Origin of the sequence: Jannaschia formosa (assembly GCF_003340555.1) — a bacterium.
GTDB lineage: Bacteria > Pseudomonadota > Alphaproteobacteria > Rhodobacterales > Rhodobacteraceae > Jannaschia > Jannaschia formosa.
The window spans coordinates 336,229-358,280 of record NZ_QPLJ01000001.1 but is presented as its reverse complement, the minus strand read 5'-3'; the positions used below and the strand labels follow the sequence as shown (position 1 = coordinate 358,280).

The window sequence follows — 22,052 nt, the reverse complement described above, 5'->3', positions numbered from 1 at the left end:
GCGTCTTTCGTTCGGGCAACGCAGGTTTGAAGGCTACCCTGTCGCAGGGCCGCCGCTTGCGGTGCCGGGGAACCGCGAGGCTCCCGCGCCGCTTTCCTCCCGGAAGCAGATCCGCGACCGGAGGCGCCGATGACCCGATGGGGATACCACAACAGCCACGAACAGTTCGCCCCCGGGCGGCTGCTCGACTGCGCGCGCATCGCCGAGGAGGCGGGCTTTACCTGCGCCAGCGCCTCGGACCATTTCCATCCCTGGTCGACCGTGGAGCAGGGGCAGTCGGGCTTCGTCTGGTCCTGGCTCGGTGCCGCGATGCAGGCGACCTCGGCGCTCGATTTCCGCACCGTCTCCTGTCCCGGCTGGCGCTATCACCCGGCGATCCTCGCGCAGGCGGGGGCGACGCTGTCGGCGATGTATCCCGAACGGCTGTGGATGACGCTGGGCTCCGGCCAGCTTCTGAACGAGGGGATCGCGGGGGTGAACTGGCCCGCCAAGGACGAGCGCAACGCCCATCTGAAGGAATGCGTCGACATCATCCGCGCGCTCTGGGCCGGGGAGACGGTGACCCATCGCGGCCGCGTCACGGTGGAGGAGGCGAAGCTGTTCACCCGGCCCGAGGTGCCGCCGCGCATCATCGGCGCCGCCGTCTCGGCCGAGACGGCGCGCTGGTGCGGGTCCTGGGCCGACGCGCTGATCACCGTGGGCAGCGCCGACCGCGCGCCCGTGCAGCGGGTTCATGACGCCTTCCGAGAGGGCGGCGGCGAGGGCAAGCCGTTTTGCGTGCAGGCCAAGATCGCCTGGGACGAAACGCAAGCGAAGGCGCTCGACGGCGCCTGGCGCGAGTGGCGGACCAACGTGCTGTGCGGCGACGTCCCGTGGGAGCTTCGGACGCCCGGGCAGTTCGAGGACGCCACGGAGCATGTGCGGCCCGAGGACGTGGCCCGCGCCGTCGTCGTCTCCGACAGCCTGTCGGAGCATGCGGACCGCCTGGCGGAGTTCGCCGAGATGGGCGCGGCCGAGGTCTACATCCACAATGTCGGGCCGAACCAGGAGGCGTTCCTGGAGGCGTTCGGCGCGAAGGTGCTGCCGCAATTGGCGGGGTAGGGCGGGCCGCTCCCGAGGTGTCTCCGGCCCCGCCACGCGCGGGACGCCGCTCAGCGCCGCTCTCCCCCGACCCGCAGCCAGAGGAACCCGTGCGGGCCGACCCGCACCGTCGCCCCCGGCTCGATCGGCGCGCCGGTCTTGTCGTCCGAGAGCAGGGGGACGAGCGGCGCGCCCTCGTCCAGCACCACTTCGCCGCCTTCCCCGCTCAGGTCGTGGATCGTCACCACCGTGCCGCCGCGCCATTCGCAGCGCAGTACCAGCAAGCCTTCCGGCGCGTCGGGCAGGGACCAGTCGCCCCATCCGATCTCGGGGCAGGCGCGGCGCACGCTGATCATCTTCGACACCTTGCGCAGCAGCGAATCCTGCGTCGCGCGCTGGTCAGCGACGTTCGTCTCGCGGAAGCCCAGCGTACCGTCCTCGACCGCCGGGCGCACGAGTTGCCCCGGCTCGACCTCGCTGAACCCGCCGTTCGGCTCGCCCGACCACTGCATCGGCGTGCGCACCGGCTTGCGCTCCGCCAGGTCCAGCCGCTCGCCCATCCCGATCTCGTCCCCGTACCAGATCACCGGCGTGCCCGGCAGCGCGAAGAGCAGCGACTGCGCCAGCGCCAGCCGTGCCGGGTCGCCGCCCAGCATCGGCGCCAGCCGCCGCCTTATGCCGCGCCCGTAGATCCGCATCGATTCCTCGGGGGCGAGCGCGGCGAAGCATTCCTCCCGCTCCGCCTCGGTCAGCTTGTCGAGGCTCAGCTCGTCGTGGTTGCGCAGGAAGACCGCGAATTGCCCCTGCATCGGCATGTCGCGGGGACGGGTGCGCAGCGCCTCGCGGATGGGCTCCGCCGAGCCGCGCACGAGGCCCAGCCAGAGCCGCTGGTTCAGCGGGAAGTCGAAGACCATGTGCATCCGCTCGGCCGCCTCGAATCGGCGGCCGCCGAAATAGGCCCCGACGGTCTCGCGCTTCACATTGGCCTCGGCCAGCATGATCGCCCCAGCCTTTCGCCACGACAGGAAGTCGCGCATCTCGGACAGCAGCAGCAGCGGATCGCGGTCCGGTTCCTCCTTGAGGCCCTTGTACTCGATCAGGAACGGCACCGCGTCGATGCGGAAGCCCTCGACGCCGAGCTCCAGCCAGAAGCCCATGATCCGCATGATCTCGTCCCGGACCGCGGGGTTGGCGATGTTGAGGTCGGCCTGATGGGCGTAGAAGCGGTGCATGTACCAGGCGCCCGCCTGCTCGTCATGGGTCCAGACCGCGTCCTGGACGCCGGGGAAGATGATGCCCTCGGTGATGTCCTCCGGCTCTTCCTCGGACCAGACGTACCAGTCGCGATAGGGGCTGTCCTTCGAGGCGCGGGCGGACTTGAACCAGGGGTGATCGATCGAGGTGTGGTTGCAGACGAGGTCGACCATCACCTTCATTCCCCTGTCGCGCGCGGCACGGGCGAACTCGACATAATCGCCGAGGCTGCCGAGCCGCGGATCGACGGAATAGAAGTCGGTGATGTCGTAGCCGTTGTCGCGGTTTGGCGACGGATAGAACGGGTTGAGCCAGATGCAGGTGACGCCCAAGGCCTCCAGATGGTCCAGCCGGTCGGTCAGCCCGACGAAATCGCCGGTTCCGTCGCCGGTCCGGTCCATGAAGGTCTCGACGTCCAGGCAGTAGATCACGGCGTTCTTGAACCACAGGTCGAGCATCGAGGGCCTCTCGCGGATGATGACATCGAGGGGAACGCGCCGCCGGGCGGTTTCGATCCCCGGTCCGTTCTAACTGGCCCCTTTCCACCTGCCATGACTGCCGGCGCTTGCGCCCGCGCCGCTGCGGCGCCACTCTCCCGCGCATGATCACGCTGACAAGCCCCAACGGCGCCCCGCCCTCCCGCCTCTGCTTCGGCGCGATGCAGTTCGGCGGCACCGCCGACGACGCCGCCTCCGCTGAGATGTACGCCGCCTGCCGGGCGGCGGGCGTCAACTTCTTCGACACCGCCCATGTCTATACCGGAGGCGAGTCCGAGCGCATCCTCGGCACCCTCGTCGCGGGCGAGCGCGACGACCTCATCGTCGCCACCAAGGCCGCCTACCAGGGCGGCGCCTCGCGCGCGAACATCCTCGCCAGCCTCGAGGAGAGCCGGGCGCGGCTGAAGCTCGACAGCATCGACCTGCTCTACCTGCACCGCTGGGACCCGGACACGCCGCTGGAGGAGACGTTCTACACCCTGGCCGAGCTGGTCGAGGCCGGGACGATCCGGACCGTCGGCGTGTCCAACTATGCCGCCTGGCAGGTGATGAAGGCCCAGGCCGTCGCCGCCCGTGTCGGGCTGCGGGTCGCGGCCCTTCAGCCGATGTACAACCTCGTCAAGCGCCAAGCCGAGGTGGAGATCCTGCCGATGGCGCAGGACCAGGGCATCGCCGTGATGCCCTATTCGCCGCTGGGCGGCGGGCTGCTGACCGGAAAGTACGCGCAGGGCGGCAGCGGGCGGCTGACCACCGACACGCGCTATGCCGCGCGCTATGCGCCCGACTGGATGCACGAGGCGGCGCGCGGGCTGGCGACGATCGCCGCCGAGGCGGGGGTCGCGCCCGCCACGCTGGCCGTGGCCTGGGCGATGAAGCATCCGGGCGTCACCGCGCCCATCGTCAGCGCCCGCTCCGCCGAGCAGCTCGGGCCGTCGCTCGCCGCGCTGGAGTTCGATCTGGACCCCGCCCTGGCGGAGCGGATCACCGCGCTGAGCCCGACCCCGCCCCCGGCGACGGACCGGCTGGAGGAAGGGTAGACGCGCAGGCCGCCGGACCGGACAGCAGTGCGACCCAATCCTCTTCGCATGGGGTGGATCGTTGCGCGGGCGAAAACGGACCGTCGCCATGCTGCGCGCTTGAGCGTTAACCCTTTGCGCCCCTAATGTCGCCGACATGGAAACCGATTTTCTGGTGATCGGCGGCGGTGTGGCCGGCGTCTCGGTCGGCGCGGCCCTCTCCGCGCTGGGTCAGGTCACCTTGTGGGAGGCCGAGGCCCAGCTCGGCAGCCACAGCTCCGCCCGCTCCGCCGCGATGTTCGACGAAAGCTACGGCCTGCCGCCGGTGATCGCGCTGAACCGGGCGTCCCGGGCGACCCATGCCGCGAACGGCGACCTCTCGCCCCGCGGTCTGCTGCTGATCGGTCTGGCGGGGGAGGAGGCCGTCTTCGACGCCGATCTCTCCAGGATGTACCTGACGGAGATCCCGCTGGCCGAGGCCCGCGGCCACGTCCCAATCCTGTCGGAGGCGGTGACGCGCACGGCCTACGACCCCGACGCTTTCGACCTCGACACCGACGCGATGCAGCAGCGCGCTCTGCGCGTCATTCGCGCCGCGGGGGGCACGGTCGAGACCGGGCGCCCGGTCACCGCGATGACCCGAGTTGCGGGCGGCTGGCAGGCGCTGTCCGGCGACCAAGCCGTCACCGCGCGGCAGGTGGTCGACGCCGCCGGGGCCTGGGCCGACCGCGTCGCGGCGTTGGCCGGGGTCACGCCGCTGGGTCTGCGGCCGCTGCGCCGCTCGGTCGCGCGCATCGCGGCGCCGGCGGGCAGCGATCCGCGCGGCTGGCCGATGCTGCTGGGCGCGGGCGAGCGCTGGTACGCCAAGCCCGACGCGGGTGCGCTGATCGTCTCGCCCGCCGACGAGACCCCGTCCGAGCCGATGGACGCCTGGCCGGAGGAGATCGACCTCGCCGAGGGGCTCGACCGCTACGGCCGCGCCGTCACCGCCGCGCCGACCCGCCCGCTGGCCAGCTGGGCAGGGCTGCGCAGCTTCACGCCGGACCGGTGCCTCGCGCTCGGCCCCTCGGAGGTGGCGGGCTTCTGGTGGGCGGCGGGGCAGGGCGGCTACGGCTTCCAGACGGCGCCCGCCGCGTCGCGTCTGCTGGCCGACCTGATCGCGGGGCGCCCGCCGGTGCTGGACCCTGCAACCGTCGCCGCCTGCGACCCGGCGCGCCTGATCTGATGCGCCGCGCCAACCCCCCCGAAGGGCCGCCCGCGCCCGACGCCGAGGGGCTGATGACGTCGCCCGCCGCCGCGCGGAACCTCGCCCCGATCCTCGACGTGCTGCTGCCGCACCTGCCCCGCAAGGGCGAGGTGCTGGAGATCGCGTCGGGCACCGGAGAGCATGTCGCGGCCTTCGCCGCCCACCGGCCGGACCTGACCTTCCGCCCCAGCGACCCGGACCCGACCCGGCGCAGGGCGATCGACGCGCGCTGCCGCGGGCTGCCGAACGTGGCAGCGGCCATTGATCTCGATGCCTGCGAATCCGGGTGGGCGAATGCGCTGGGACCCGTCGAGGCGGTGATCGTGGTCAACCTGCTGCACCTGATCTCGGACGGGGAGATGTCGGTCCTTCTCGACGAGGCCGGGCGCATCCTCGGGCCATCCGGGCGGCTTGCGATCTATGGGCCGTTCCTGCGGGACGGCATGGCGACCAGCGAGGGCGATGCAGGATTTCACGCCGCGCTGCAGGCGCAGGACCCGGCCATCGGGCTGAAGGACATCGAGGTGGTCACGACCGTCTTGGGGGTGCTGGACCTGTCGCCGCAGGTGGTCGAGATGCCGGCCAACAACCTGATGATTTTGGGCCGCAGGGGGACGGGCGTGCCGGGTCTCTGACCCGCCGGAGGGCCGGCGGTCAGGTCCGGGTCAGGCGCGGCATGAGATCGTCGAGCACTGCGCGGTCCTCGTCCGTCCACGGCGCGCGGCGGGCGCGGAACAGCGTCGCCTGGCTGGCATGGATCAGCCCGTCCTCGAGCACCTTGAGGTGGTTGGCGCGCAGCGTCTCGCCGGTCGAGGTGATGTCGGCGATGGCCTCGGCGGTGCCGTTCAGCACCGTGCCCTCGGTCGCGCCCTGGCTGTCGACCAGCGCGTAATCGGCCACGCCGTTCGCCCGCAGGAACTCCCGCACCAGCCGGTGATACTTGGTGGCGATGCGCAGGCGGTGGCCGTGGGTCGCCCGGAACTGGGCGCAGACGGCGTCGAGATCGTCCAGCGTGTCGACATCGGCCCAGAGCATCGGCACGGCGAGGATGAGGTCCGCATGGCCGAAGCCCATCGGCGCCAGCGGCTCGACCGCATCCTGCCAGCCCAGCAGGCTTTCGCGGACGAGGTCACTGCCGGTCACGCCGAGATGGATGCGCCCGGCGGCGAGCTCCCGCGGGATCTCGGAGGCCGACAGCAGGACCAGCCGCATCTCGGCGCCCTCGACGCTGCCGGCATATTCCCTCTCCGACCCGCTGCGGGAGAGCTGCAGCCCCCGCGCGCCGAACCACTCGAAGGTCTTCTCCATCAGCCGCCCCTTGGACGGCACGCCGAGCGCGATCATGGGCGGCCTCCGGCAGGGGGTGCAGACATTGCTCCGCCGGTCCGATCTGAGGCACAGGCCCGGTCCGGCAAGCGGGATCCCCTGGATCGAGCGTGCGCCTCCGGCGGGCATATTTCCGGAGCATCGAAGGCAGGGGCGGTCACGCGCGGTCCTCCAGCAGGCCAGGGCGGATGACGCCGCCGACGGCGGGGATCGCGGCCCCGCCCCCAAGCGCTGCGGTCAGGGCGTCGTAGCGGCCGCCGGTGGCGAGCGGCGGCAGATCGGCGCGGGTCCGGTCGGCGAAGGTGAAGATGAAGCCGTCGTAGTACTCCATCGCCGAACGTCCGCGCGCCGGGGCGAAGGGAAGGGCGTCGGCATCGATGCCGCGCCGGGCGAGCGCCTCGGCCCGGGACTCCAGCCGGTCGATGGCGGGGCCGAGGGCGGGCAGGTCGACGGCGAGGTCGCGCAGCGGGACGAGGGCGCCGGCCAGCGTGCCCTCCCAGGCGAGCAGGGCGTCGAGCGCCGCGGCCTCGGCTTCGGGGATCGGCGGGGTCCCGGCGTCCTCGGCCAGGGCGGTGAGGCGGGCGGCGACCTCTTCCGGGGCGCGGAGGCCGACGGCGGGACCGGCCTCGGCGGCGATGGTCTCGGGCGTCTCGGCGGCGAGCCGGGCCAGCAGCGCGGCGCGCGCGGTCGTGGGCTCCGTCCGGCCGGTGAAGCGGTCGGTCAGCCGGCGGAAGCGGAACGGGCGCCAGATGTGCCGGCGCAGTGCAGCGCGGCGGCGGGGCGTGGTGGCGAGCCCCTCGACGGCGGCGATCAGCAGGCCGAGATCGCCGGTCGCGGGGACCGGGTCCCAGGGGGCCAGCACCTCGGCGATGCGGGCGAAGACCTCGGCATCGGCCGCCGCCGGATCGCTGCCGTCGAAGAGCTCGTAGCCGACCTGGAGGTACTCGCGGGCGCGGGCGGGGTTTTCTTCCTGGCGGCGGAAGACCTCGCCCAGGTAGCAATAGCGCGCCGGGGTGGGGCCGCCGGCCATGTGGGCACGCACGACGGGGACGGTGAAGTCGGGGCGCAGCATCATCTCGCCCAGCGCGGGGTCCTGGGTCTGGAAGGCGCGGGCGCGGATGTCCTCGCCGTAGAGATCGAGGAGCGGCCCGGCCTCGAGCAGGATCGGGGCCTGCACCGGCTCCGCCCCGGCCGCGCGCAGCCTGGCGAGCAGCGCCTCGCCCCGGGTGCGGTCGGCGGCGGAGATCATGCGAGCAGGCGCTTCAGGTGCGGGACCAGATCGGCCAGCGGCACCTCGGTCTGGGAGGGGTTCTCCTTCCATTCCTCGACGGTGGCGTCCTGCGCCAGCCTGGCGCCGAGGATCAGGTCCTTGACCTGCACGACGCCGCGCGCGGCCTCGTCGGAGCCCTGGATGATCGCGGCGGGGGACTTGCGGTTGTCGGCGTATTTGAGCTGGTTGCCGAAGTTCCGCGGGTTGCCGAGATAGACCTCGGCCCGGATGCCCGCCTGCCGGAGCGTGGCGCAGATCGCCTGGTAGTCGGCCATCCGGTCGCGGTCCATGACGGTGACGACGACGGGGCCGGGCGCCTCGGCCTGCAGCTTGCCCTTCGCGGTCAGTGCCGCGAGCAGGCGGTCGACGCCGACCGAGACGCCGGTGGCGGGCACCTGCTGGCCGGTGAAGCGGGTCACGAGGTCGTCGTAGCGGCCCCCGCCGGCGACGGAGCCGAACTGGCGCGGGCGGCCCTTCTCGTCGGTAATCTCGAACGTCAGCTCGGCTTCGTAGACGGGGCCGGTGTAGTAGCCGAGGCCGCGGACGACGGAGGGGTCGATGACGATGCGGTTTGCGTAATAGCCTTGAGCCGCCACAAGCCGCGCAAGCTGCTCAAGCTCGTCAATGCCCTCGTTCCCGCTCTTGCTCATTCCGACGATTCTTCGAAGGTAAGCGCATACATTGAGGTTTCGTGGCGCTATGCGCCACCCTTCCTCTTCGTGCTCGAAGAAATCCCAATCCGCCGGAATTTGCGGGTTTGGGCTCCTGTCGACTGCGTCATTCGTCGAAAGGAATGTAAGAATCGTTGCGGCCTGATGTTGCGTGAGACCTGCGCCTTCGGTGAAGTCGCCACTCTCATCAAGTCGGCCCTTCGTAAGAAGTTGTCCAACGCCGTCCTTTCCCAGCCGGTCCAGCTTGTCGATTGCTCGCAGAACGATCCCGCGTTCTCTAGCGAAGCGGTCCGGTTCGGAAGGATCAAAGACACCAGCGACCTCCATCACCCCGTTCAGCACTTTTCGGTTGTTTACGCGGACAATGTAGTCGCCACGCGCGATCCCGACCCGCTCCAGCACGTCCGCAAGCATCGCGCAGATCTCGGCATCCGCCGCCACCGACGCCGTCCCCACCGTATCCGCATCGCATTGGTAGAACTGCCGGAACCGGCCCGGCCCCGGCTTCTCGTTGCGCCAGACCGGACCCATCGCGTAGCGGCGGTATGGCGTGGGCAGGGTGTTGCGGTGCTCGGCGTAGACGCGGGCGAGGGGCGCCGTCAGGTCGTAGCGCAGGGCGAGCCAGTCGGACTCCTCCTCCTGCCAGGCGAAGACGCCCTCGTTCGGGCGGTCCACGTCGGGGAGGAACTTGCCCAGCGCCTCGACAGTCTCCACCGCCGAGGATTCCAGCGCCTCGAAGCCGTAGAGGTGGTAGACCTCGGCAATGGCGTCGAGCATGGCCTTGCGCTGCGCGACCTCGGCACCGAAATAGTCGCGAAAGCCCCGGGGCGGGGCGGCCTTGGGGCGCGGTGTCTTCTTCGGCTTGGCCATCGGGGTCCCTTTCGTCGCCCGCCCGATACCGCCCGTCTGCCCGTCCCGCAAGCCGCCCACCGGAGGAGCCGACCCATGCAGGCACATGAAGAACGCATCGCCCACCTGACCCGGACCGTCGAGGACCTGTCCGACGTGGTCGCCGCCCAGTCCCGCGCGATCGAGGTGCTGGAGCGCCGCGTCGCCCTGCTGATGCAACGGGCGGCGGAGGCGGAGCAGGAGGCCGGCGGCTCGGTCCCGCTGGCCGACCAGCGGCCGCCGCACTGGTGAGGGGGCAGCAGACGTCCAACCGGCGGGGCGCCGGGAGATGGCAGGCTGTTCGTCCCTCGGCCCGCTTTGCGGCGGCGGCGGAGGGGGCTCTGCCCCCATCGCCCTGCGGGCGATTCCCCCGAGGTATTTGAAGCGAGATGAGGGGCGATTGACGCTTCCCGGCCCGGGCCGCATGGTCCGGCCATGATCCTGACCGACCTGCCTTCGGGCTTCCATGACGATCCCTGGCCGCATTACGCCGCGCTGCGCGAGGCGGGGGCGGTGCGGCAGCCCGACGGTTCGGTCCTGCTGGGGCGCCACGCCGACCTGGAGGCGATCTACAAGGATCCGGCAACCTTCCGCTCCGACAAGAAGGAGGTCTTCGCTCCCAAGTTCGGGGACAGCCCGCTTTACGCGCATCACACGACGTCGCTCGTCTTCAACGACCCACCGCTGCACGGACGGGTGCGGCGCGTGCTGACCGGGGCGCTGACGCCGCGGGCGCTGACGCGGCTGCTGCCGCGGCTGGAGGCGCTGGTGGACGGGCTGCTGGACGGGCTTGGGTCCGAGCCGGACCTCGTCGGCGATTTCGCCGCCGCCATCCCGGTCGAGGTGATCGGCGACCTGCTCGACGTGCCCCGGGCCGAGCGCGGGCCGCTTCGGGGCTGGTCGCTCGCCATCCTGGGCGCATTGGAGCCCGCGCCGGGGGCGGCGCGGCTGGCCGAGGGCAACGCGGCGGTGGAGGAGTTCCTCGCCTATCTGCGCGATCTCGTCGCCCGCCGCCGCGCCGCGCCCGGCGACCCCGAGACCGACGTGCTGACCCGGCTCGTCGCCGACCCGGACCTGTCGGAGGCGGAGCTTCTGCACAATTGCATCTTCATCCTGAACGCGGGCCACGAGACGACGACCAACCTGATCGGCAACGCGCTCTGGCTGCTCGACCGCCACGAGGCGGCGCGGGGCGCCGACACCGCCGCCCTGGTCGAGGAGGTGCTGCGGATGGAGAGCCCGAACCAGCTGGGAAACCGCCAGACGACCCGGGCGGTGGAGCTTGCCGGGCTGGAGATCGCGCCGGGGACGGACCTGCATCTCTGCATCGGCGCGGCGAATCGGGATCCCTCGGTCTTCGAGGCGCCCGACGCGCTGCGCCCTGGCCGGCCGGCGCGCCACCTTGCCTTCGCGGCCGGGCCGCATGTCTGCATCGGCCTGACGCTGGCGCGGATGGAGGGGCGGGTGGCGCTCGCCCGCTTCCTCGCGCGCCATCCCCGCTACCGGATCACCGGGACCGAACGCGCCGCCCGTATCCGGTTCCGCGGCTTCACCCGGCTTTCGGCGCGGCTCGGCTGACCTTCACCCCGGGCGGCGCGGGCACTATGCTCCGCGCGACCCACGGACAGGAGCCGCCATGGCCTATACCTACGACGATCAGAACGTCTTCGCGCGCATCCTGCGCGGCGAGATCCCGAACGACACCGTGATGGAGACCGAGCACACGCTCGCCTTCAATGACCTGCACCCCCAGGCGCCGGTCCATGTGCTGGTCATCCCGAAGGGCGCCTACGTCACCTACGACCATTTCTGCGCCGAGGCCTCGGAGGCGGAGATCGTCGATTTCACGCGCACCTGCGCCGCCATCTGCAAGGAGAAGGGCATTACCGCGGATGCATCCCCCGGCTTTCGCGCGCTGACCAACGCGGGCGAGCATGCCGTGCAGGAGGTGCCGCATTTCCACATGCACCTGATCGGCGGGCGGCCGCTGGGGCGCATCCTGTCGAAGATGGACTGAGGCGGCGCCCGCTTCACGCGCGCGTGCATGGCCTGCGCGCGGAAAGGCGGGCATAGAGGCGGGATGATCCGCCTCCTGCTTCTCTGGCCGCTCAGCCTGTTCGGGCTGCTCTTCGTCGTTCCGGTCGCGATCTCCGGCGTCTGGTGGTCGCTGCAGGACCGGCCCGGGTCGTGGCGGGCGGCGGACTGGGGGCCTTCGGGCGTCCTTCCGACCGCGGCCGAGGTGCCCGGCGCGGCGATTCATGTGCTTGCCGCGCGGACCGGCGGGGCCAAGGGCGCGGTTTCTGTGCATTCCTGGATCGTCCTCAAGGGCGAGGGCGCGGGGTCCTGGACCCGCGCCGAGGTGGTCGGCTGGGGCGCGCCCGTCCGCCGGGACGCCTATGCGCCCGATGCGCGGTGGTATTCGAACACGCCGGAGATCGTCGGATCGGTCACCGGGGAGGCCGCCGCCGCGCTCATCCCCGAGGTCGAGGCGGCCATCGCCGGTTACCCCTGGTCGGGGCGCGGCGACTACGTGATCTGGCCGGGTCCGAACTCCAACACCTTCGTCGCCCATATCCTGCGGGAGGTGCCCGGGATTGGGCTGACCCTGCCGCCGCACGCGGTCGGACGCGATTTCACGGGCCCGGGGGCGACGGCGCTGCGAGACGCGGGCGGCGACCTGCATGTCAGCTGGTCGGGCCTCGTCGGCTTCTCGGCCGGGCCCCGCGCGGGGCTGGAGCTGCACCTGCTGGGACAGGTCTTCGGCGTCGATATCCTGCACCCGGCGCTGAAGCTGCCGGGGATCGGCCGGATCGGCCTGCCCGCGACCTGAGGTCGCGTCGGGGCCGCGCCATGCCGCAAAGGCCGTTGCGCCCGCCCCCCCGCCCGCGCTAGCCCTCGGAGCGACGACGCCCCCGACGGGGCCGGACAGGTGGCCTCCCACGCGCCGACCCAGACCGGGGGCGAAGCGGCGGCATCGTCTTCCGGACCGGCCTCGACCGAGGGTGCCCCCATGCGAGGTCCGATCATGCGCTGTCTCCTGCCCCTTCTCGTCCTGGCCGCCCCGGCGCGCGCCCATACCGGCCATTTCGGAGAGATGGCGGGCCACGACCACTGGGTCCTGGGCGCGAGCCTCGGCGCCATCGCGGGCGCGGCGGCGATCGCCTGGGTCAAGGGCCGTCGCAAGACGGAGGAGCCCGCCGAGCCCGAGGCCGAAGCCGACGCGCCCGAAAAGGCGCAGGCATGAAGGACGCCTCCGAGGCCGAAGGGACCAGGACCGGCGTCATGATCTGCGGCCATGGCAGCCGCTCCCAATCCGCGGTCGACGAGTTCGCGACCCTGGCGCAGAAGCTGCCGCCGCTGCTGCCGCCCGACTGGGAGGTCGAATACGGCTATCTCGAATTCGCCAACCCGGTGATTCGCGACGGGCTGGACCGGCTGCGCGAGAAGGGCTGCACGCGCATCCTCGCCGTGCCCGGGATGCTGTTCGCCGCGATGCATGCCAAGAACGATATCCCGACGGTGCTGAACGCTTATGCCGCGCAGCACGGGCTCGACATCCGCTACGGGCGCGAGCTTGGCGTCGACCCGAAAATGCTGGCCGCCGCCGCCGCCCGCATCCGTGCGGCGCTGGACGCTGCGTCGTCGGAGGTCCCCCTGCACGAGACCTGCCTCGTGGTGATCGGGCGCGGCGCCTCGGACCCGGACGCCAACGGCAATGTCGCCAAGATCGCGCGGATGCTGCACGAGGGGCTGGGCACTGGCTGGCTGGAGGTCGGCTTCAGCGGCGTGACCTTCCCGCTGGTGGAGCCCTGCCTGCAACATGCGGCAAAGCTGGGCTACCGGCGGATCGTGGTGTTTCCCTACTTCCTGTTCAGCGGCATCCTGATCGACCGGATCTACGGCTTCACCGACCGCGTCGCCGCCGAGCATCCGGAGATCGAGTTCCTCAAGGCCGGCTATCTCGGCGACCATGACGGCGTCCTCGCCACCTTCGCCGAGCGCGTGCGCGAGCAGGCCGGCGCGATCCCTCCGCCCAATTGCGGCCTCTGCGCCTATCGTGAACAGGTACTGGCGCTGGAGGGGGGGCGGCATGTCCATATCCGTCCCGAGGACCGCCAGCATCCCGCCTTCGGCGAGGTGCCGCCGCCGACCTGCGTGACCTGCAAGTACCGCGTGCAGGTGCTGGGCTTCGAATCGGAGGTCGGCGCGGTGCAGGAGTCGCATCACCACCATGTCGAGGGGCAGGGCGCCTCCGCCCCCGGGTCGAACGTGGCGGACTGCACCCTGTGCGACACGTTCTGCACCGGCCTTTGCCGGTTGGGCGCGCAGGCGGCCCACACTCATCACCACCATACCCATCACCACGGCGGCGGCCACGCTCATCACCACGACCATCATCACCCGACCTATCCCCATGCCGACCACCCGCACGGGCCGGAGTCTGCACGCCGGACCGCGAGGGGCTGACATGACCGCCTGCGCCCCCCGGTTCTATGGGCCAAATGTTGCCAAAACGTTCACGGTCCCGAGGTGAGGCCCTACGAACGCGACCCGGCGGCCATCTATGCCGCCTCCTTCGCGACGGTGCGGGCCGAGGCGAATCTCGACCGTTTCCCGCCGGAGATGGCCGAGCTTGCTGTCCGGGTCATCCACGCCTGCGGCATGATCGAGATCGCGGACCGGCTGGCCTATTCGCCGGACGTGACCGGATCGGCCAAGGCGGCGCTGCAGGCGGGCGCGCCGGTCTATGCCGATTGCGAGATGGTCGCCTCGGGCATCACCCGGCGCCTGCTGCCTGCCGCGACCAAGATCCGCTGCACGCTGAACGACCCGCGCACGCCCGATCTCGCCGCAAAGGGGGGCACGACCCGCTCCGCCGCGGCCGTGGACCTGTGGGACATGGGCGGCGCGATCGTCGCCATAGGCAATGCGCCCACGGCCCTCTTCCGGCTGCTGGAACGGCTGGACGAGGGGGCGCCCCGGCCCGCGGCGATCCTCGCCTTCCCCGTGGGCTTCGTCGGCGCCGCCGAGTCGAAGGCGGAGCTTGCGGCGAACCCCCGGGCCACGCCCTTCGTCACCCTGCGCGGACGGCGCGGCGGGTCGGCCATGGCCTCGGCCGCGGTGAACGCGCTGGCTCTGCTGGCCGCGGGGGGCATGCAGTGACGGAAGTCTACTCCGACGCGCGCCCATGCGCCTTCGATGCTCCGGAAATATGCCGGGGGAGGCCGAAGGCCGGGGGCGGAGCCCCCCTCGACGCTTCGGTCAGAGTGCAACGCCCATCCAGTCAGACCCCCGCGGGAGCGCGCGATGCCTGACGCGCCCTGGCTGCACATCGTCGGGATCGGCGAGGACGGGCTGGGCGGCCTCTCGCCCGCCGCCCGGACCGTGGTCGAGACCGCCGAGGTGATCGTCGGCGGCGACCGCCACCATTCGCTGTCCGAGAGCATCGCCGCCGAGCGCCTCGCCTGGCCGCACCCGTTCGACGCGCTCATCTCGACGCTCCGCTCGCTGAAGGGCCGCCGCGTCGTCGTGCTTGCCACCGGAGATCCGCTCTGGTTCTCGGTCGGCGCGCGGATCGGTCGCGCGATCCCGCCGCGAGAGATCGCCTATCACCCGCAGCTCTCGGCCTTCCAGCTCGCCGCCGCGCGGATGGGCTGGTCGATGGCGGACCTCGAGACGCTGACGGTGCACGGCCGTCCGGTCGAGCAGATGATCGCCTTCATCCAGCCCGACGCGCGGCTGCTGATCCTGACCACGGGGGCGGAGACGCCGAGGCGGATCGCCAGATTCCTGGCCGAGCGCGGCTTCGGCGCCTCGCGGATGACGGTGCTCGCGAACATGGGCGGACCCGACGAAGCACGCTTCGACGGCATCGCCGAAAGCTGGAACCACGAGGTGCCCGCCTTCAACACGCTCGCCGTCGACTGCGTCGCCGCGCCGGACGCGGCGCTGCTGCCGCGGGTGCCCGGTCTCGACGATGCGCTGTTCCGCAGCGACGGCACGATGACCAAGCGCGAGGTGCGCGCCGCCACCCTGGCCAAGCTGATGCCGATGCGCGGGGCGCTGCTGTGGGATATCGGCACCGGATCGGGCTCGGTCGCGATCGAGTGGATGCGGGCCGCCCGCTCTGCCCGCGCCATCGGGATCGAGCCGCGCGCCGACCGCCGCGCCATGGCGGCCGAGAACGCGCTGGCGCTGGGCGCGCCGCGCCTCGACCTGCGCGAGGGCGAGGCGCCTGCGGTGCTGGACGGGCTGGAGCCGCCGGACGCCGTCTTCATCGGCGGCGGCCTCGGCGAACCGGTCTTCGATGCGGCCTGGACGGCGCTCCGCCCGCTGGGCCGATTGGTCGCCAACGCGGTCACGCTGGAATCGGAAAGCCTGCTCTTTGCGCTGCACGCGAAGCATGGCGGCGACCTCGTGCGCCTCTCGGTCGACCGGGCCGAGCCGGTGGGCCGCTTCCGCGGCTGGCGCGCGTCGATGCCGGTGACGCAATATTCGCTGGTCAAGCGATGACCGGAACGCTGCACGGCGTCGGGCTCGGCCCCGGCGACCCGGAGCTCATCACCCGCCGCGCCGCCCGCCTGATCGAGGCGGCGGAGGTCGTGGCCTATCCGGCGCTGGCCGGGGGCGACAGCCTTGCCCGGGCCATCGCCGCCGACCTGATCCCGCCGGGCACGCAGGAGATCGTCATGGACATCCCCATGACGACGGCACGTGAACCGGCGCAGGCGGCCTACGATGCAGGCGCCGAGCGGATTGCGGCGGCGCTGGATGCGGGGCGCGACGTCGTCTGCCTCTGCGAGGGAGACCCGTTCTTCTACGGCTCCTTCATGTATCTCTTCGCGCGGCTCAGTCCCCGCTACCCGGTCGAGATCACGCCCGGGGTCACGTCGCTGACCGCCTGCGCCGCACGGGCCGCGATGCCGCTCGCCGCGCGCAACGAGGTGATGACGGTGCTGCCCGGCCCGCTGCCCGACGCGGCGCTGCGCGCGCATCTGCGCGCGGCCGATACCGTCGTCTGCATGAAGGTCGGCCGCCACCTGCCGCGCCTGCGCGCGCTGCTCGACGCCGAAGGGCTCACCGCCCGCGCCACTTATGTCGAGCGCGCGACGATGGGGGCGGAGCGGGTGCTGCCGCTGGCCGAGGCGCCCGAGGCGGCGCCCTATTTCTCCATGATCCTGATCGCGAAAGGGGCCGATCCGTGGCTCTGACCCCCATCGTCCTCGCCCTGAGCGCCGCCGGGGAACCCACCGCCCGCCGCGTCGCCGAGGCGCTGGGCTGCCCCCTGCACGGGCGGGCCGGGCGGACGCAGGCCGAGATCACCTTCCCCGACGCGCTGGCCCATGCCCGTGACCTGTTCGCCGCGGGTCACGCGGTCGTCGGCGTCTGCGCGGCGGGTATCCTGATCCGCGCCGTCGCGCCTCTGCTGTCCGACAAGACGGCCGAGCCGCCGGTCCTGTCGGTCTCGGACGACGGCGCCGTCGTCGTCCCGCTGCTCGGCGGCCACCGTGGCGCCAACCGGCTGGCGCGCCGCATCGCCGAGGCTCTGGGCGCGACCGCCGCCGTCACGACGGCCGGCGACGTGGCGCTGGGCGTGGCTCTCGACGAGCCGCCCGCCGGCTGGGCGCTGGCGAACCCGGAGCACGCGAAACCCGTCATGGCGTCGCTGCTGCAGGGCGGCGGAGCGCGGATCGCGGGGGAGTTGCCCTTCGACCTGCCTGCTGGCGGTTCCGTCGAGATCCTCGGCACGGAGGCCCCGGCCGAGGGGGATCCCGCGCGGCTGGTCTACCACCCGATGCGGCATGTGCTGGGCCTCGGCTGCGCGCGGGACGCCGACCCCGAGGAGCTGTGGGAGAACGCGCAGGCGGTGCTGGCCGAGGCGGGCGTGGCGCCGGGCGCCGTCGCCGCGGTGGCGACCGTCGATCTGAAGCTGGACGAGCCCGCGATGCACGCCGTCGCGGCGCGGCTGGGGCGGCCGCTGCGGGCCTTCGCGCCGCCGGAGCTGGCGGCAATCGAGGTCCCGAACCCGTCGGAGGTCGTGCGCGCCGAGATCGGCACGCCCTCGGTCGCCGAGGCCGCCGCCCTGGCAGTCGCGGGCGGGGTGCTGGTCCACCCCAAGCGCAAGACGGCCATGACCACCGCCGCCCTGGCCCGTGCGGCCGACCCCATCACCGCGCCGAAGGGGCGCGGACGCGGGCGGCTCTCCATCGTCTCCCTTGGCCCCGGACAGGCCGCCTGGCGCGCGCCCGAGGCGTCGCGGCTGGTCCAGGAGGCCGAGGAACTGGTCGGCTACGGCCTCTATATCGACCTGCTGGGGCCGCTCGCCGCGGGCAAGGCGCGCGCGGACTTCCCGCTGGGCGGGGAGGAGGACCGCTGCCGCCACGCGCTGGAGCGGGCGGGCGAAGGGCGCAACGTGGCGCTGATCTGCTCCGGCGACGCGGGGATCTACGCGATGGGCGCGCTGGTCTACGAGCTGCTGGCGCGCGACCCCTCGGATCTCTCCGCCGTCTCGCCCGCCGCGCGCCGGGTCGAGGTCCTCGCGACGCCCGGCATCAGCGCGCTGCAGGCCGCCGCCGCCCGGATCGGCGCCCCGCTGGGACACGATTTCTGCGCCATCTCGCTGTCGGACCTGCTGACCCCGCGCGAGGACATCGTCCGCCGCGTGACCGCCGCCGCCGAAGGCGATTTCGTGATCGCCTTCTACAATCCCGTTTCGCGCCGTCGCCGCACGCTGCTGGCCGAGGCGCGGGACATCCTGCTGCGCCACCGCCCCGCCGGCACGCCGGTCCTGCTGGCCTCGTCGCTCGGGCGGCCGGAGGAGTCCCTGCGGCTGCGCCGGCTGGACGCGCTGGCGGTGGACGAGGTCGACATGCTGACCACGGTGCTGGTCGGTTCGTCGCAGACGCGGACCGTGAAGACGCCGGACGGGGTGCGGATGTTCACGCCTCGGGGCTATGCGCGCAAGATGGCCGGCGGGGACCTGGCATGAACGGGGGAGGGGTGCTCTGCCCCCCGTCAGCCTGCGGCCGACTCCCCCCGAGGTATTTCCGGCGAGATGAGGGATCAGCGGTAGCTCGTCGGGGTGAGGGCGCCCGCTCCCGCAAGCTGCGTCTCGGCCCCCGGCACCACGTCCGTGTTCTGCGCGCTGACCGCCTGCCAACCCCCGGGCGTTCGGTGCAGCACGAAGCTGAGGATCGTGGTCCGGGCGCCTGCACGGCTGCCGTCGGGCGCGCGCTGGCCGGTCAGCGCCATGCGGGCGTGGACCACGGCCACATCGCCCAGGTCGCGGATCCTGACGCGGCCGGGGGCGAGGCGCGTCTCGGCGAAGAAACTGCCCAGCGCGTAGGCATGGGCGCGGGCGATGGCAGGGCGGTCCTGCCACCAGATGCCGGTGACGTTGACGAAGTCCGCGTCGGGCGCGAAGAGCGCGGCGAGCCTTTCGCCGTCGCGCGCCATCCAGGCGGCGACGAAGGCGGGGACGAAGTCCTGCGGGGCGGGAACCATCTTGAGAGGATAGCGGCATGCGGGTTCACTTCATAGGCGCAGGGCCGGGCGATCCGGAGCTGCTGACGCTGAAGGCGCAGCGGCTGATCCGGTCCTGTCCGGTGTGCCTCTATGCCGGCTCGCTGGTGCCTGCCGCTGTCGTGGCCGAGGCGCCCGAGGGGGCGCGCGTCCTCGACACGGCCCCGATGACCCTCGACGAGACCCATGCCGAGATCCTCGCGGCGCGGACCCGTGGCGAGGACGTGGCCCGCGTCCATTCCGGCGACCCGAGCCTCTATGGCGCCATCGCCGAGCAGATCCGCCTTCTGAAGCGTGACGGCATTCCCTACGACATCTGCCCCGGCGTGCCCGCCTACGCCGCCGCCGCCGCCGCGCTGGGGCAGGAGCTGACGGTGCCCGAGGTGGCGCAGTCCATCGTGCTGACCCGGGTCAGCATGAAATCCACCTCGATGCCGCCGGGCGAGACGCTGGAGAACTTCGCCCGCACCGGCGCCACGCTGGCCATCCATCTCGGCATCCGCGCCCTGCGCGAGATCGAGCGCGCGCTGGTGCCGCATTACGGACCCGACTGCCCCGTGATCGTGGCCTATCGCGTCGGCTGGCCCGACGAGGCCTTCCTGCGCGGCACATTGACCGACATCCGCGAGAAGGCCCGCGCGGCCAAGATCACCCGCACGGCGCTGATCCTGGTCGGCCCGGCCCTGGGCGAGGTCGAGGATTTCCGCGACAGCGCGCTCTACGACCCGGCGATCCCGCACGTGCTGCGGCCCCGCGCGACGGGTTGACCGCGGACGCGGAGAATCTTCATCGCGGCTTCATTGACTCTTCATCCATCTGCGCCAGACTCATTCTGGAATATGGGGGTGTGCGGCGGCGCCGCGCGGGCAGGGAGGTTACAATGGTCGAGCTCGAGTCCGATATCCTTCCGCAGGACGTGCGCGACGGGCTCGCCGCCGCTCCGCCGCGCCGGGTGCGTCGTCCGGTCCGGGGCATCCGGGTCCGGGTGGGCGATATATGGTACCCGATCCGGGCCATGGACGAGACCGGCTTCGACCTCGACGTGGAATTCGCGCCCAAGCTGCGCGGCCTTGTCGAGATCCATGACGGCGGCACGCTACTGCGCGTCGGGCTGGTCGTCGCCGCCGAGCCGTCGCGCAACGTGATGCATTACGACTTCAAGCGCACGACGGAGATGCGCGCCGCCCCGCCGCGCGACTATGTCCGGGCGGAGCCCTGGGACGCTGGGGAGGCGCGCTGACGCTTGACCCTCCGGGCGCCGCCCCGCAAGACGGGCGGGCCGAACAGGAGGGGCCGATGCGCATCGTCTACGTAAACGGAGACTACGTTCCCGAGGACCAGGCCAGGGTCTCGGTCTTCGACCGCGGCTTCCTCTTCGCCGACGGCGTCTACGAGGTCACGAGCGTTCTGGGCGGCAAGCTCATCGACTTCGCCGGCCACGCGGCGCGGCTGAAGCGCTCGCTGGGCGAGCTCGCCATGGCCGAGCCGGTGGGGGAGGAGGAACTGCTCGCCATCCACCGCGAGCTGGTGGCGCGCAACGGCATCGAGGACGGGCTGGTCTACCTGCAGGTCACGCGCGGCGCGGCGGATCGCGACTTCCTCTACCCGGAGGCCGGAACCACGCCGACGCTGGTCCTGTTCACCCAGTCGAAGCCCGGGCTGGCCGATCCGGCGCGGGCCGCCAAGGGCCTCTCGGTGATCTCCATCCCCGACCGCCGCTGGGGCCGGCGCGACATCAAGACGGTGCAGCTGCTCTATCCGTCGATGGGCAAGATGATGGCGAAGGCCGCGGGGGCGGACGACGCCTGGATGGTCGAGGACGGCGCGGTGACCGAGGGAACCTCGAACAACGCCTATATCGTCAAGGGGGACACCATCGTCACGCGGCAGCTCGGCGAGGAGATCCTGCACGGCATCACCCGCGCCGCCGTTCTGCGGCTGGCCGCCGAGGCGCAGATGAAGGTGGAGGAGCGGCCCTTCACCATCGAGGAGGCGCAGGGCGCGGACGAGGCCTTCGTCACCTCGGCCTCGGCCTTCGTGATGCCGGTGGTCGAGATCGACGGCGCCCCGATCGGCGGCGGCAGGCCCGGCCGCGTGGCGGCCCGGCTGCGGGAGATCTATCTCGACGAGAGCCGCGCGAAGGCGGTCTGAGCCGGGGGGCGCAGACGTCATTCCGGTGACGGCGCCTTCAGGGTCAGGCAGCGGGTCGGGGCATGGTGCCCGTCACGACTGTCGGATGCCTCCGGCGGGCATATTTGCGGAGCATCGAAGGGGCCTGCGCCGGCCCCGGTCAGTCCTCGCGGGGCGGATCGAGGCGCAGGATCGCCTTCACGTCCTGCCGCGTGCGGATCCAGTTCGGCCCGAAGGACAGCGCGCGGCCCTGGAGTTGCATGTGCAGCGCCGCGATCTGGCGGGTCGAGAGCAGCGAGGCATCGACCTCGGAGAAGCCGAGCCGGTCGAGGCGGGACTGGACCGAGGCCACGAGCTGCGCGTTGGGCGCGGCCTCGGCGGCCAGCGGTGCGGCGAGCGTGACGGCGAGGAGAAGGGGGCGGATCATCGGAGGCTCCTTTCGGGGAAGCTCAGCGGAGGATGCGGTCGATCCCGCGTTGCAGCAGGCCGCGGCGCAGGGTGGCACCGATATGGCCCCGGATATCGCCTTCGGACCGGCCGGAATGCGCGAGATGGTGGATCGCGGCGAGCTGCGAGGCATTGAGCCGGCGCACATCGGTGTCGCCGTAGCCATAGTGCTGCAGATCGCGCGCGACGCTGGCGCGTAGGCCGGTCAGCGCGCCCCGGTCCTGCGAGATGCTCGCGGGCGGGGCGCTGACGAAGACGCTCTGGGCGGCGGCGGGAAGCGGCGCGGCGGCGAGGGTGAGGATCGCGAGACGGATGATGGGACGGGTCATGGCGTGGACCTCCTTTTCCCCTTAGGTAGGGACCGGGACCGGGGATCGCCAGACACGTCCGGGTGACTAGCCCTTCACGTTCTCCGTGAAGCTGGTCTCGAAGGCGGCCTGCTGCTCGGGGGTGGCCTCGGTCTGGTGGCGGGTTTTCCACTCGGACATGGGCATGCCGTAAAAGATCTCTCGCGCCTCGTCCTTCGACAGTTCGATTCCGCGCTCGGCGGCGGCCTCGCCGTACCAGCGGCTTAGGCAGTTCCGACAGAAGCCCGCGAGGTTCATCAGGTCGATGTTCTGCGCGTCGGGGCGGTCCTCGATCAGGTGCCGGCGCAGGCGGCGGAAGGCGGCCGCTTCGATCTCCAGGCGGGTCTGGTCGTCCATC

The 22,052-nt window shown here is 71.9% G+C and carries 25 protein-coding genes; 17 read left to right on the top strand and 8 right to left on the bottom strand.

Annotated features, from left to right (window positions below):
- Window positions 1–129: 129 nt before the first annotated feature.
- On the top strand, window positions 130–1,101 hold the full coding sequence (locus DR046_RS01840; protein WP_115379351.1) for a TIGR03885 family FMN-dependent LLM class oxidoreductase: 972 nt from the start codon (window positions 130–132) through the stop codon (window positions 1,099–1,101).
- Window positions 1,102–1,151: 50 nt separating this feature from the next.
- Here DR046_RS01840 and DR046_RS01835 read toward each other — a convergent pair whose 3' ends face one another.
- The gene (locus DR046_RS01835) at window positions 1,152–2,792 is read right to left on the bottom strand and encodes an alpha-amylase family protein (RefSeq protein WP_115379349.1); all 1,641 of its coding nucleotides are present in this window, start codon (window positions 2,790–2,792) and stop codon (window positions 1,152–1,154) included.
- 143 nt (window positions 2,793–2,935) lie between these two features.
- On the opposite strand from DR046_RS01835, the gene DR046_RS01830 reads away from it, so the two are divergent.
- From DR046_RS01830 to DR046_RS01820, 3 genes are all read left to right on the top strand, one after another.
- Window positions 2,936–3,868 carry an aldo/keto reductase gene (locus DR046_RS01830; protein ID WP_115379347.1) on the top strand — a complete coding sequence of 311 codons (933 nt, stop codon included), beginning with the start codon at window positions 2,936–2,938 and terminating at the stop codon, window positions 3,866–3,868.
- A gap of 136 nt (window positions 3,869–4,004) precedes the next feature.
- Window positions 4,005–5,072, top strand: coding sequence for an NAD(P)/FAD-dependent oxidoreductase (locus tag DR046_RS01825; RefSeq protein ID WP_115379345.1), 1,068 nt, complete (start codon window positions 4,005–4,007; stop codon window positions 5,070–5,072).
- On the top strand, window positions 5,072–5,728 hold the full coding sequence (locus DR046_RS01820; protein ID WP_115379343.1) for a DUF938 domain-containing protein: 657 nt from the start codon (window positions 5,072–5,074) through the stop codon (window positions 5,726–5,728). Before DR046_RS01825 ends, DR046_RS01820 begins: the two co-directional genes overlap by 1 nt.
- A gap of 19 nt (window positions 5,729–5,747) precedes the next feature.
- Here the strand turns inward: DR046_RS01820 and hisG are convergent, their stop codons facing one another.
- The 3 genes from hisG to hisS all read right to left on the bottom strand — a co-directional run bounded on the left by hisG (window position 5,748) and on the right by hisS (window position 9,230).
- Window positions 5,748–6,437, bottom strand: a complete 690-nt coding sequence (hisG, locus tag DR046_RS01815) for an ATP phosphoribosyltransferase (RefSeq protein WP_115379341.1) — start codon at window positions 6,435–6,437, stop codon at window positions 5,748–5,750.
- 139 nt (window positions 6,438–6,576) lie between these two features.
- Window positions 6,577–7,668 (bottom strand): ATP phosphoribosyltransferase regulatory subunit, encoded by a 1,092-nt coding sequence (locus tag DR046_RS01810; protein WP_115379339.1) that lies wholly within the window; start codon window positions 7,666–7,668, stop codon window positions 6,577–6,579.
- Complete coding sequence (gene hisS, locus DR046_RS01805; protein WP_115379337.1) at window positions 7,665–9,230, bottom strand: histidine--tRNA ligase; 1,566 nt, start codon at window positions 9,228–9,230, stop codon at window positions 7,665–7,667. The genes DR046_RS01810 and hisS overlap by 4 nt, the downstream gene beginning before the upstream one ends.
- A 75-nt stretch (window positions 9,231–9,305) precedes the next feature.
- On the opposite strand from hisS, the gene DR046_RS01800 reads away from it, so the two are divergent.
- The 10 genes from DR046_RS01800 (at window position 9,306) to cobJ (ending at window position 18,237) form a co-directional block, all read left to right on the top strand.
- Window positions 9,306–9,500, top strand: a complete 195-nt coding sequence (locus DR046_RS01800; RefSeq protein WP_115379335.1) for a SlyX family protein — start codon at window positions 9,306–9,308, stop codon at window positions 9,498–9,500.
- 183 nt (window positions 9,501–9,683) lie between these two features.
- Entirely contained in the window at window positions 9,684–10,826 is a 1,143-nt protein-coding gene (locus DR046_RS01795; protein ID WP_115379333.1) for a cytochrome P450, read from the top strand.
- Between the two features lie 58 nt (window positions 10,827–10,884).
- Window positions 10,885–11,265, top strand: a complete 381-nt coding sequence (locus DR046_RS01790) for an HIT domain-containing protein (protein ID WP_115379331.1) — start codon at window positions 10,885–10,887, stop codon at window positions 11,263–11,265.
- A 63-nt stretch (window positions 11,266–11,328) separates the two neighbouring features.
- Complete coding sequence (locus DR046_RS01785) at window positions 11,329–12,078, top strand: DUF3750 domain-containing protein (protein WP_115379329.1); 750 nt, start codon at window positions 11,329–11,331, stop codon at window positions 12,076–12,078.
- A 195-nt stretch (window positions 12,079–12,273) separates the two neighbouring features.
- A complete protein-coding gene (locus DR046_RS01780; RefSeq protein ID WP_115379730.1) occupies window positions 12,274–12,492 on the top strand; it encodes a DUF6732 family protein in 219 nt (72 codons plus the stop codon).
- Window positions 12,489–13,715 carry a sirohydrochlorin chelatase gene (locus tag DR046_RS01775; RefSeq protein WP_115379327.1) on the top strand — a complete coding sequence of 409 codons (1,227 nt, stop codon included), beginning with the start codon at window positions 12,489–12,491 and terminating at the stop codon, window positions 13,713–13,715. Before DR046_RS01780 ends, DR046_RS01775 begins: the two co-directional genes overlap by 4 nt.
- A 63-nt stretch (window positions 13,716–13,778) precedes the next feature.
- Complete coding sequence (locus DR046_RS01770) at window positions 13,779–14,411, top strand: precorrin-8X methylmutase (protein ID WP_115379325.1); 633 nt, start codon at window positions 13,779–13,781, stop codon at window positions 14,409–14,411.
- A gap of 144 nt (window positions 14,412–14,555) precedes the next feature.
- On the top strand, window positions 14,556–15,761 hold the full coding sequence (gene cbiE, locus DR046_RS01765) for a precorrin-6y C5,15-methyltransferase (decarboxylating) subunit CbiE (RefSeq protein WP_115379323.1): 1,206 nt from the start codon (window positions 14,556–14,558) through the stop codon (window positions 15,759–15,761).
- On the top strand, window positions 15,758–16,459 hold the full coding sequence (gene cobI / locus DR046_RS01760) for a precorrin-2 C(20)-methyltransferase (protein ID WP_115379321.1): 702 nt from the start codon (window positions 15,758–15,760) through the stop codon (window positions 16,457–16,459). The genes cbiE and cobI overlap by 4 nt, the downstream gene beginning before the upstream one ends.
- On the top strand, window positions 16,450–18,237 hold the full coding sequence (gene cobJ / locus DR046_RS01755; RefSeq protein ID WP_115379319.1) for a precorrin-3B C(17)-methyltransferase: 1,788 nt from the start codon (window positions 16,450–16,452) through the stop codon (window positions 18,235–18,237). The genes cobI and cobJ overlap by 10 nt, the downstream gene beginning before the upstream one ends.
- A gap of 74 nt (window positions 18,238–18,311) precedes the next feature.
- Here cobJ and DR046_RS01750 read toward each other — a convergent pair whose 3' ends face one another.
- Window positions 18,312–18,752 (bottom strand): YybH family protein, encoded by a 441-nt coding sequence (locus tag DR046_RS01750; RefSeq protein WP_115379317.1) that lies wholly within the window; start codon window positions 18,750–18,752, stop codon window positions 18,312–18,314.
- Between the two features lie 17 nt (window positions 18,753–18,769).
- Here DR046_RS01750 and cobM point away from each other — a divergent pair, with 17 nt between their 5' ends.
- From cobM to DR046_RS01735, 3 genes are all read left to right on the top strand, one after another.
- Window positions 18,770–19,537: a precorrin-4 C(11)-methyltransferase gene (gene cobM, locus DR046_RS01745; protein ID WP_115379315.1), complete on the top strand. Its 768-nt coding sequence runs from the start codon at window positions 18,770–18,772 to the stop codon at window positions 19,535–19,537.
- A 113-nt stretch (window positions 19,538–19,650) separates the two neighbouring features.
- Window positions 19,651–20,010, top strand: coding sequence for a hypothetical protein (locus tag DR046_RS01740; protein WP_115379313.1), 360 nt, complete (start codon window positions 19,651–19,653; stop codon window positions 20,008–20,010).
- Between the two features lie 56 nt (window positions 20,011–20,066).
- Window positions 20,067–20,921, top strand: coding sequence for a D-amino-acid transaminase (locus DR046_RS01735; RefSeq protein ID WP_115379311.1), 855 nt, complete (start codon window positions 20,067–20,069; stop codon window positions 20,919–20,921).
- A gap of 139 nt (window positions 20,922–21,060) precedes the next feature.
- On the opposite strand, the gene DR046_RS01730 is transcribed toward DR046_RS01735, so the two are convergent.
- The 3 genes from DR046_RS01730 to DR046_RS01720 all read right to left on the bottom strand — a co-directional run bounded on the left by DR046_RS01730 (window position 21,061) and on the right by DR046_RS01720 (window position 22,051).
- Window positions 21,061–21,327 carry a hypothetical protein gene (locus DR046_RS01730; protein ID WP_115379309.1) on the bottom strand — a complete coding sequence of 89 codons (267 nt, stop codon included), beginning with the start codon at window positions 21,325–21,327 and terminating at the stop codon, window positions 21,061–21,063.
- Window positions 21,328–21,349: 22 nt separating this feature from the next.
- On the bottom strand, window positions 21,350–21,676 hold the full coding sequence (locus DR046_RS01725) for a hypothetical protein (RefSeq protein WP_115379306.1): 327 nt from the start codon (window positions 21,674–21,676) through the stop codon (window positions 21,350–21,352).
- 66 nt (window positions 21,677–21,742) lie between these two features.
- Entirely contained in the window at window positions 21,743–22,051 is a 309-nt protein-coding gene (locus tag DR046_RS01720) for a DUF1244 domain-containing protein (RefSeq protein WP_115379304.1), read from the bottom strand.
- Window position 22,052: the final 1 nt, after the last annotated feature.

Bases quoted from the DNA above. Each gene is read 5' to 3' on its own strand.
- DR046_RS01840 (WP_115379351.1), top strand. From the start codon at position 130: ATGACCCGATGGGGATACCACAACAGCCACGAACAGTTCGCCCCCGGG.
- DR046_RS01835 (WP_115379349.1), bottom strand. From the start codon at position 2,792: ATGCTCGACCTGTGGTTCAAGAACGCCGTGATCTACTGCCTGGACGTC.
- DR046_RS01830 (WP_115379347.1), top strand. From the start codon at position 2,936: ATGATCACGCTGACAAGCCCCAACGGCGCCCCGCCCTCCCGCCTCTGC.
- DR046_RS01825 (WP_115379345.1), top strand. From the start codon at position 4,005: ATGGAAACCGATTTTCTGGTGATCGGCGGCGGTGTGGCCGGCGTCTCG.
- DR046_RS01820 (WP_115379343.1), top strand. From the start codon at position 5,072: ATGCGCCGCGCCAACCCCCCCGAAGGGCCGCCCGCGCCCGACGCCGAG.
- hisG (WP_115379341.1), bottom strand. From the start codon at position 6,437: ATGATCGCGCTCGGCGTGCCGTCCAAGGGGCGGCTGATGGAGAAGACC.
- DR046_RS01810 (WP_115379339.1), bottom strand. From the start codon at position 7,668: ATGATCTCCGCCGCCGACCGCACCCGGGGCGAGGCGCTGCTCGCCAGG.
- hisS (WP_115379337.1), bottom strand. From the start codon at position 9,230: ATGGCCAAGCCGAAGAAGACACCGCGCCCCAAGGCCGCCCCGCCCCGG.
- DR046_RS01800 (WP_115379335.1), top strand. From the start codon at position 9,306: ATGCAGGCACATGAAGAACGCATCGCCCACCTGACCCGGACCGTCGAG.
- DR046_RS01795 (WP_115379333.1), top strand. From the start codon at position 9,684: ATGATCCTGACCGACCTGCCTTCGGGCTTCCATGACGATCCCTGGCCG.
- DR046_RS01790 (WP_115379331.1), top strand. From the start codon at position 10,885: ATGGCCTATACCTACGACGATCAGAACGTCTTCGCGCGCATCCTGCGC.
- DR046_RS01785 (WP_115379329.1), top strand. From the start codon at position 11,329: ATGATCCGCCTCCTGCTTCTCTGGCCGCTCAGCCTGTTCGGGCTGCTC.
- DR046_RS01780 (WP_115379730.1), top strand. From the start codon at position 12,274: ATGCGCTGTCTCCTGCCCCTTCTCGTCCTGGCCGCCCCGGCGCGCGCC.
- DR046_RS01775 (WP_115379327.1), top strand. From the start codon at position 12,489: ATGAAGGACGCCTCCGAGGCCGAAGGGACCAGGACCGGCGTCATGATC.
- cbiE (WP_115379323.1), top strand. From the start codon at position 14,556: ATGCCTGACGCGCCCTGGCTGCACATCGTCGGGATCGGCGAGGACGGG.
- cobI (WP_115379321.1), top strand. From the start codon at position 15,758: ATGACCGGAACGCTGCACGGCGTCGGGCTCGGCCCCGGCGACCCGGAG.
- DR046_RS01750 (WP_115379317.1), bottom strand. From the start codon at position 18,752: ATGGTTCCCGCCCCGCAGGACTTCGTCCCCGCCTTCGTCGCCGCCTGG.
- cobM (WP_115379315.1), top strand. From the start codon at position 18,770: ATGCGGGTTCACTTCATAGGCGCAGGGCCGGGCGATCCGGAGCTGCTG.
- DR046_RS01740 (WP_115379313.1), top strand. From the start codon at position 19,651: ATGGTCGAGCTCGAGTCCGATATCCTTCCGCAGGACGTGCGCGACGGG.
- DR046_RS01735 (WP_115379311.1), top strand. From the start codon at position 20,067: ATGCGCATCGTCTACGTAAACGGAGACTACGTTCCCGAGGACCAGGCC.
- DR046_RS01730 (WP_115379309.1), bottom strand. From the start codon at position 21,327: ATGATCCGCCCCCTTCTCCTCGCCGTCACGCTCGCCGCACCGCTGGCC.
- DR046_RS01725 (WP_115379306.1), bottom strand. From the start codon at position 21,676: ATGACCCGTCCCATCATCCGTCTCGCGATCCTCACCCTCGCCGCCGCG.
- DR046_RS01720 (WP_115379304.1), bottom strand. From the start codon at position 22,051: ATGGACGACCAGACCCGCCTGGAGATCGAAGCGGCCGCCTTCCGCCGC.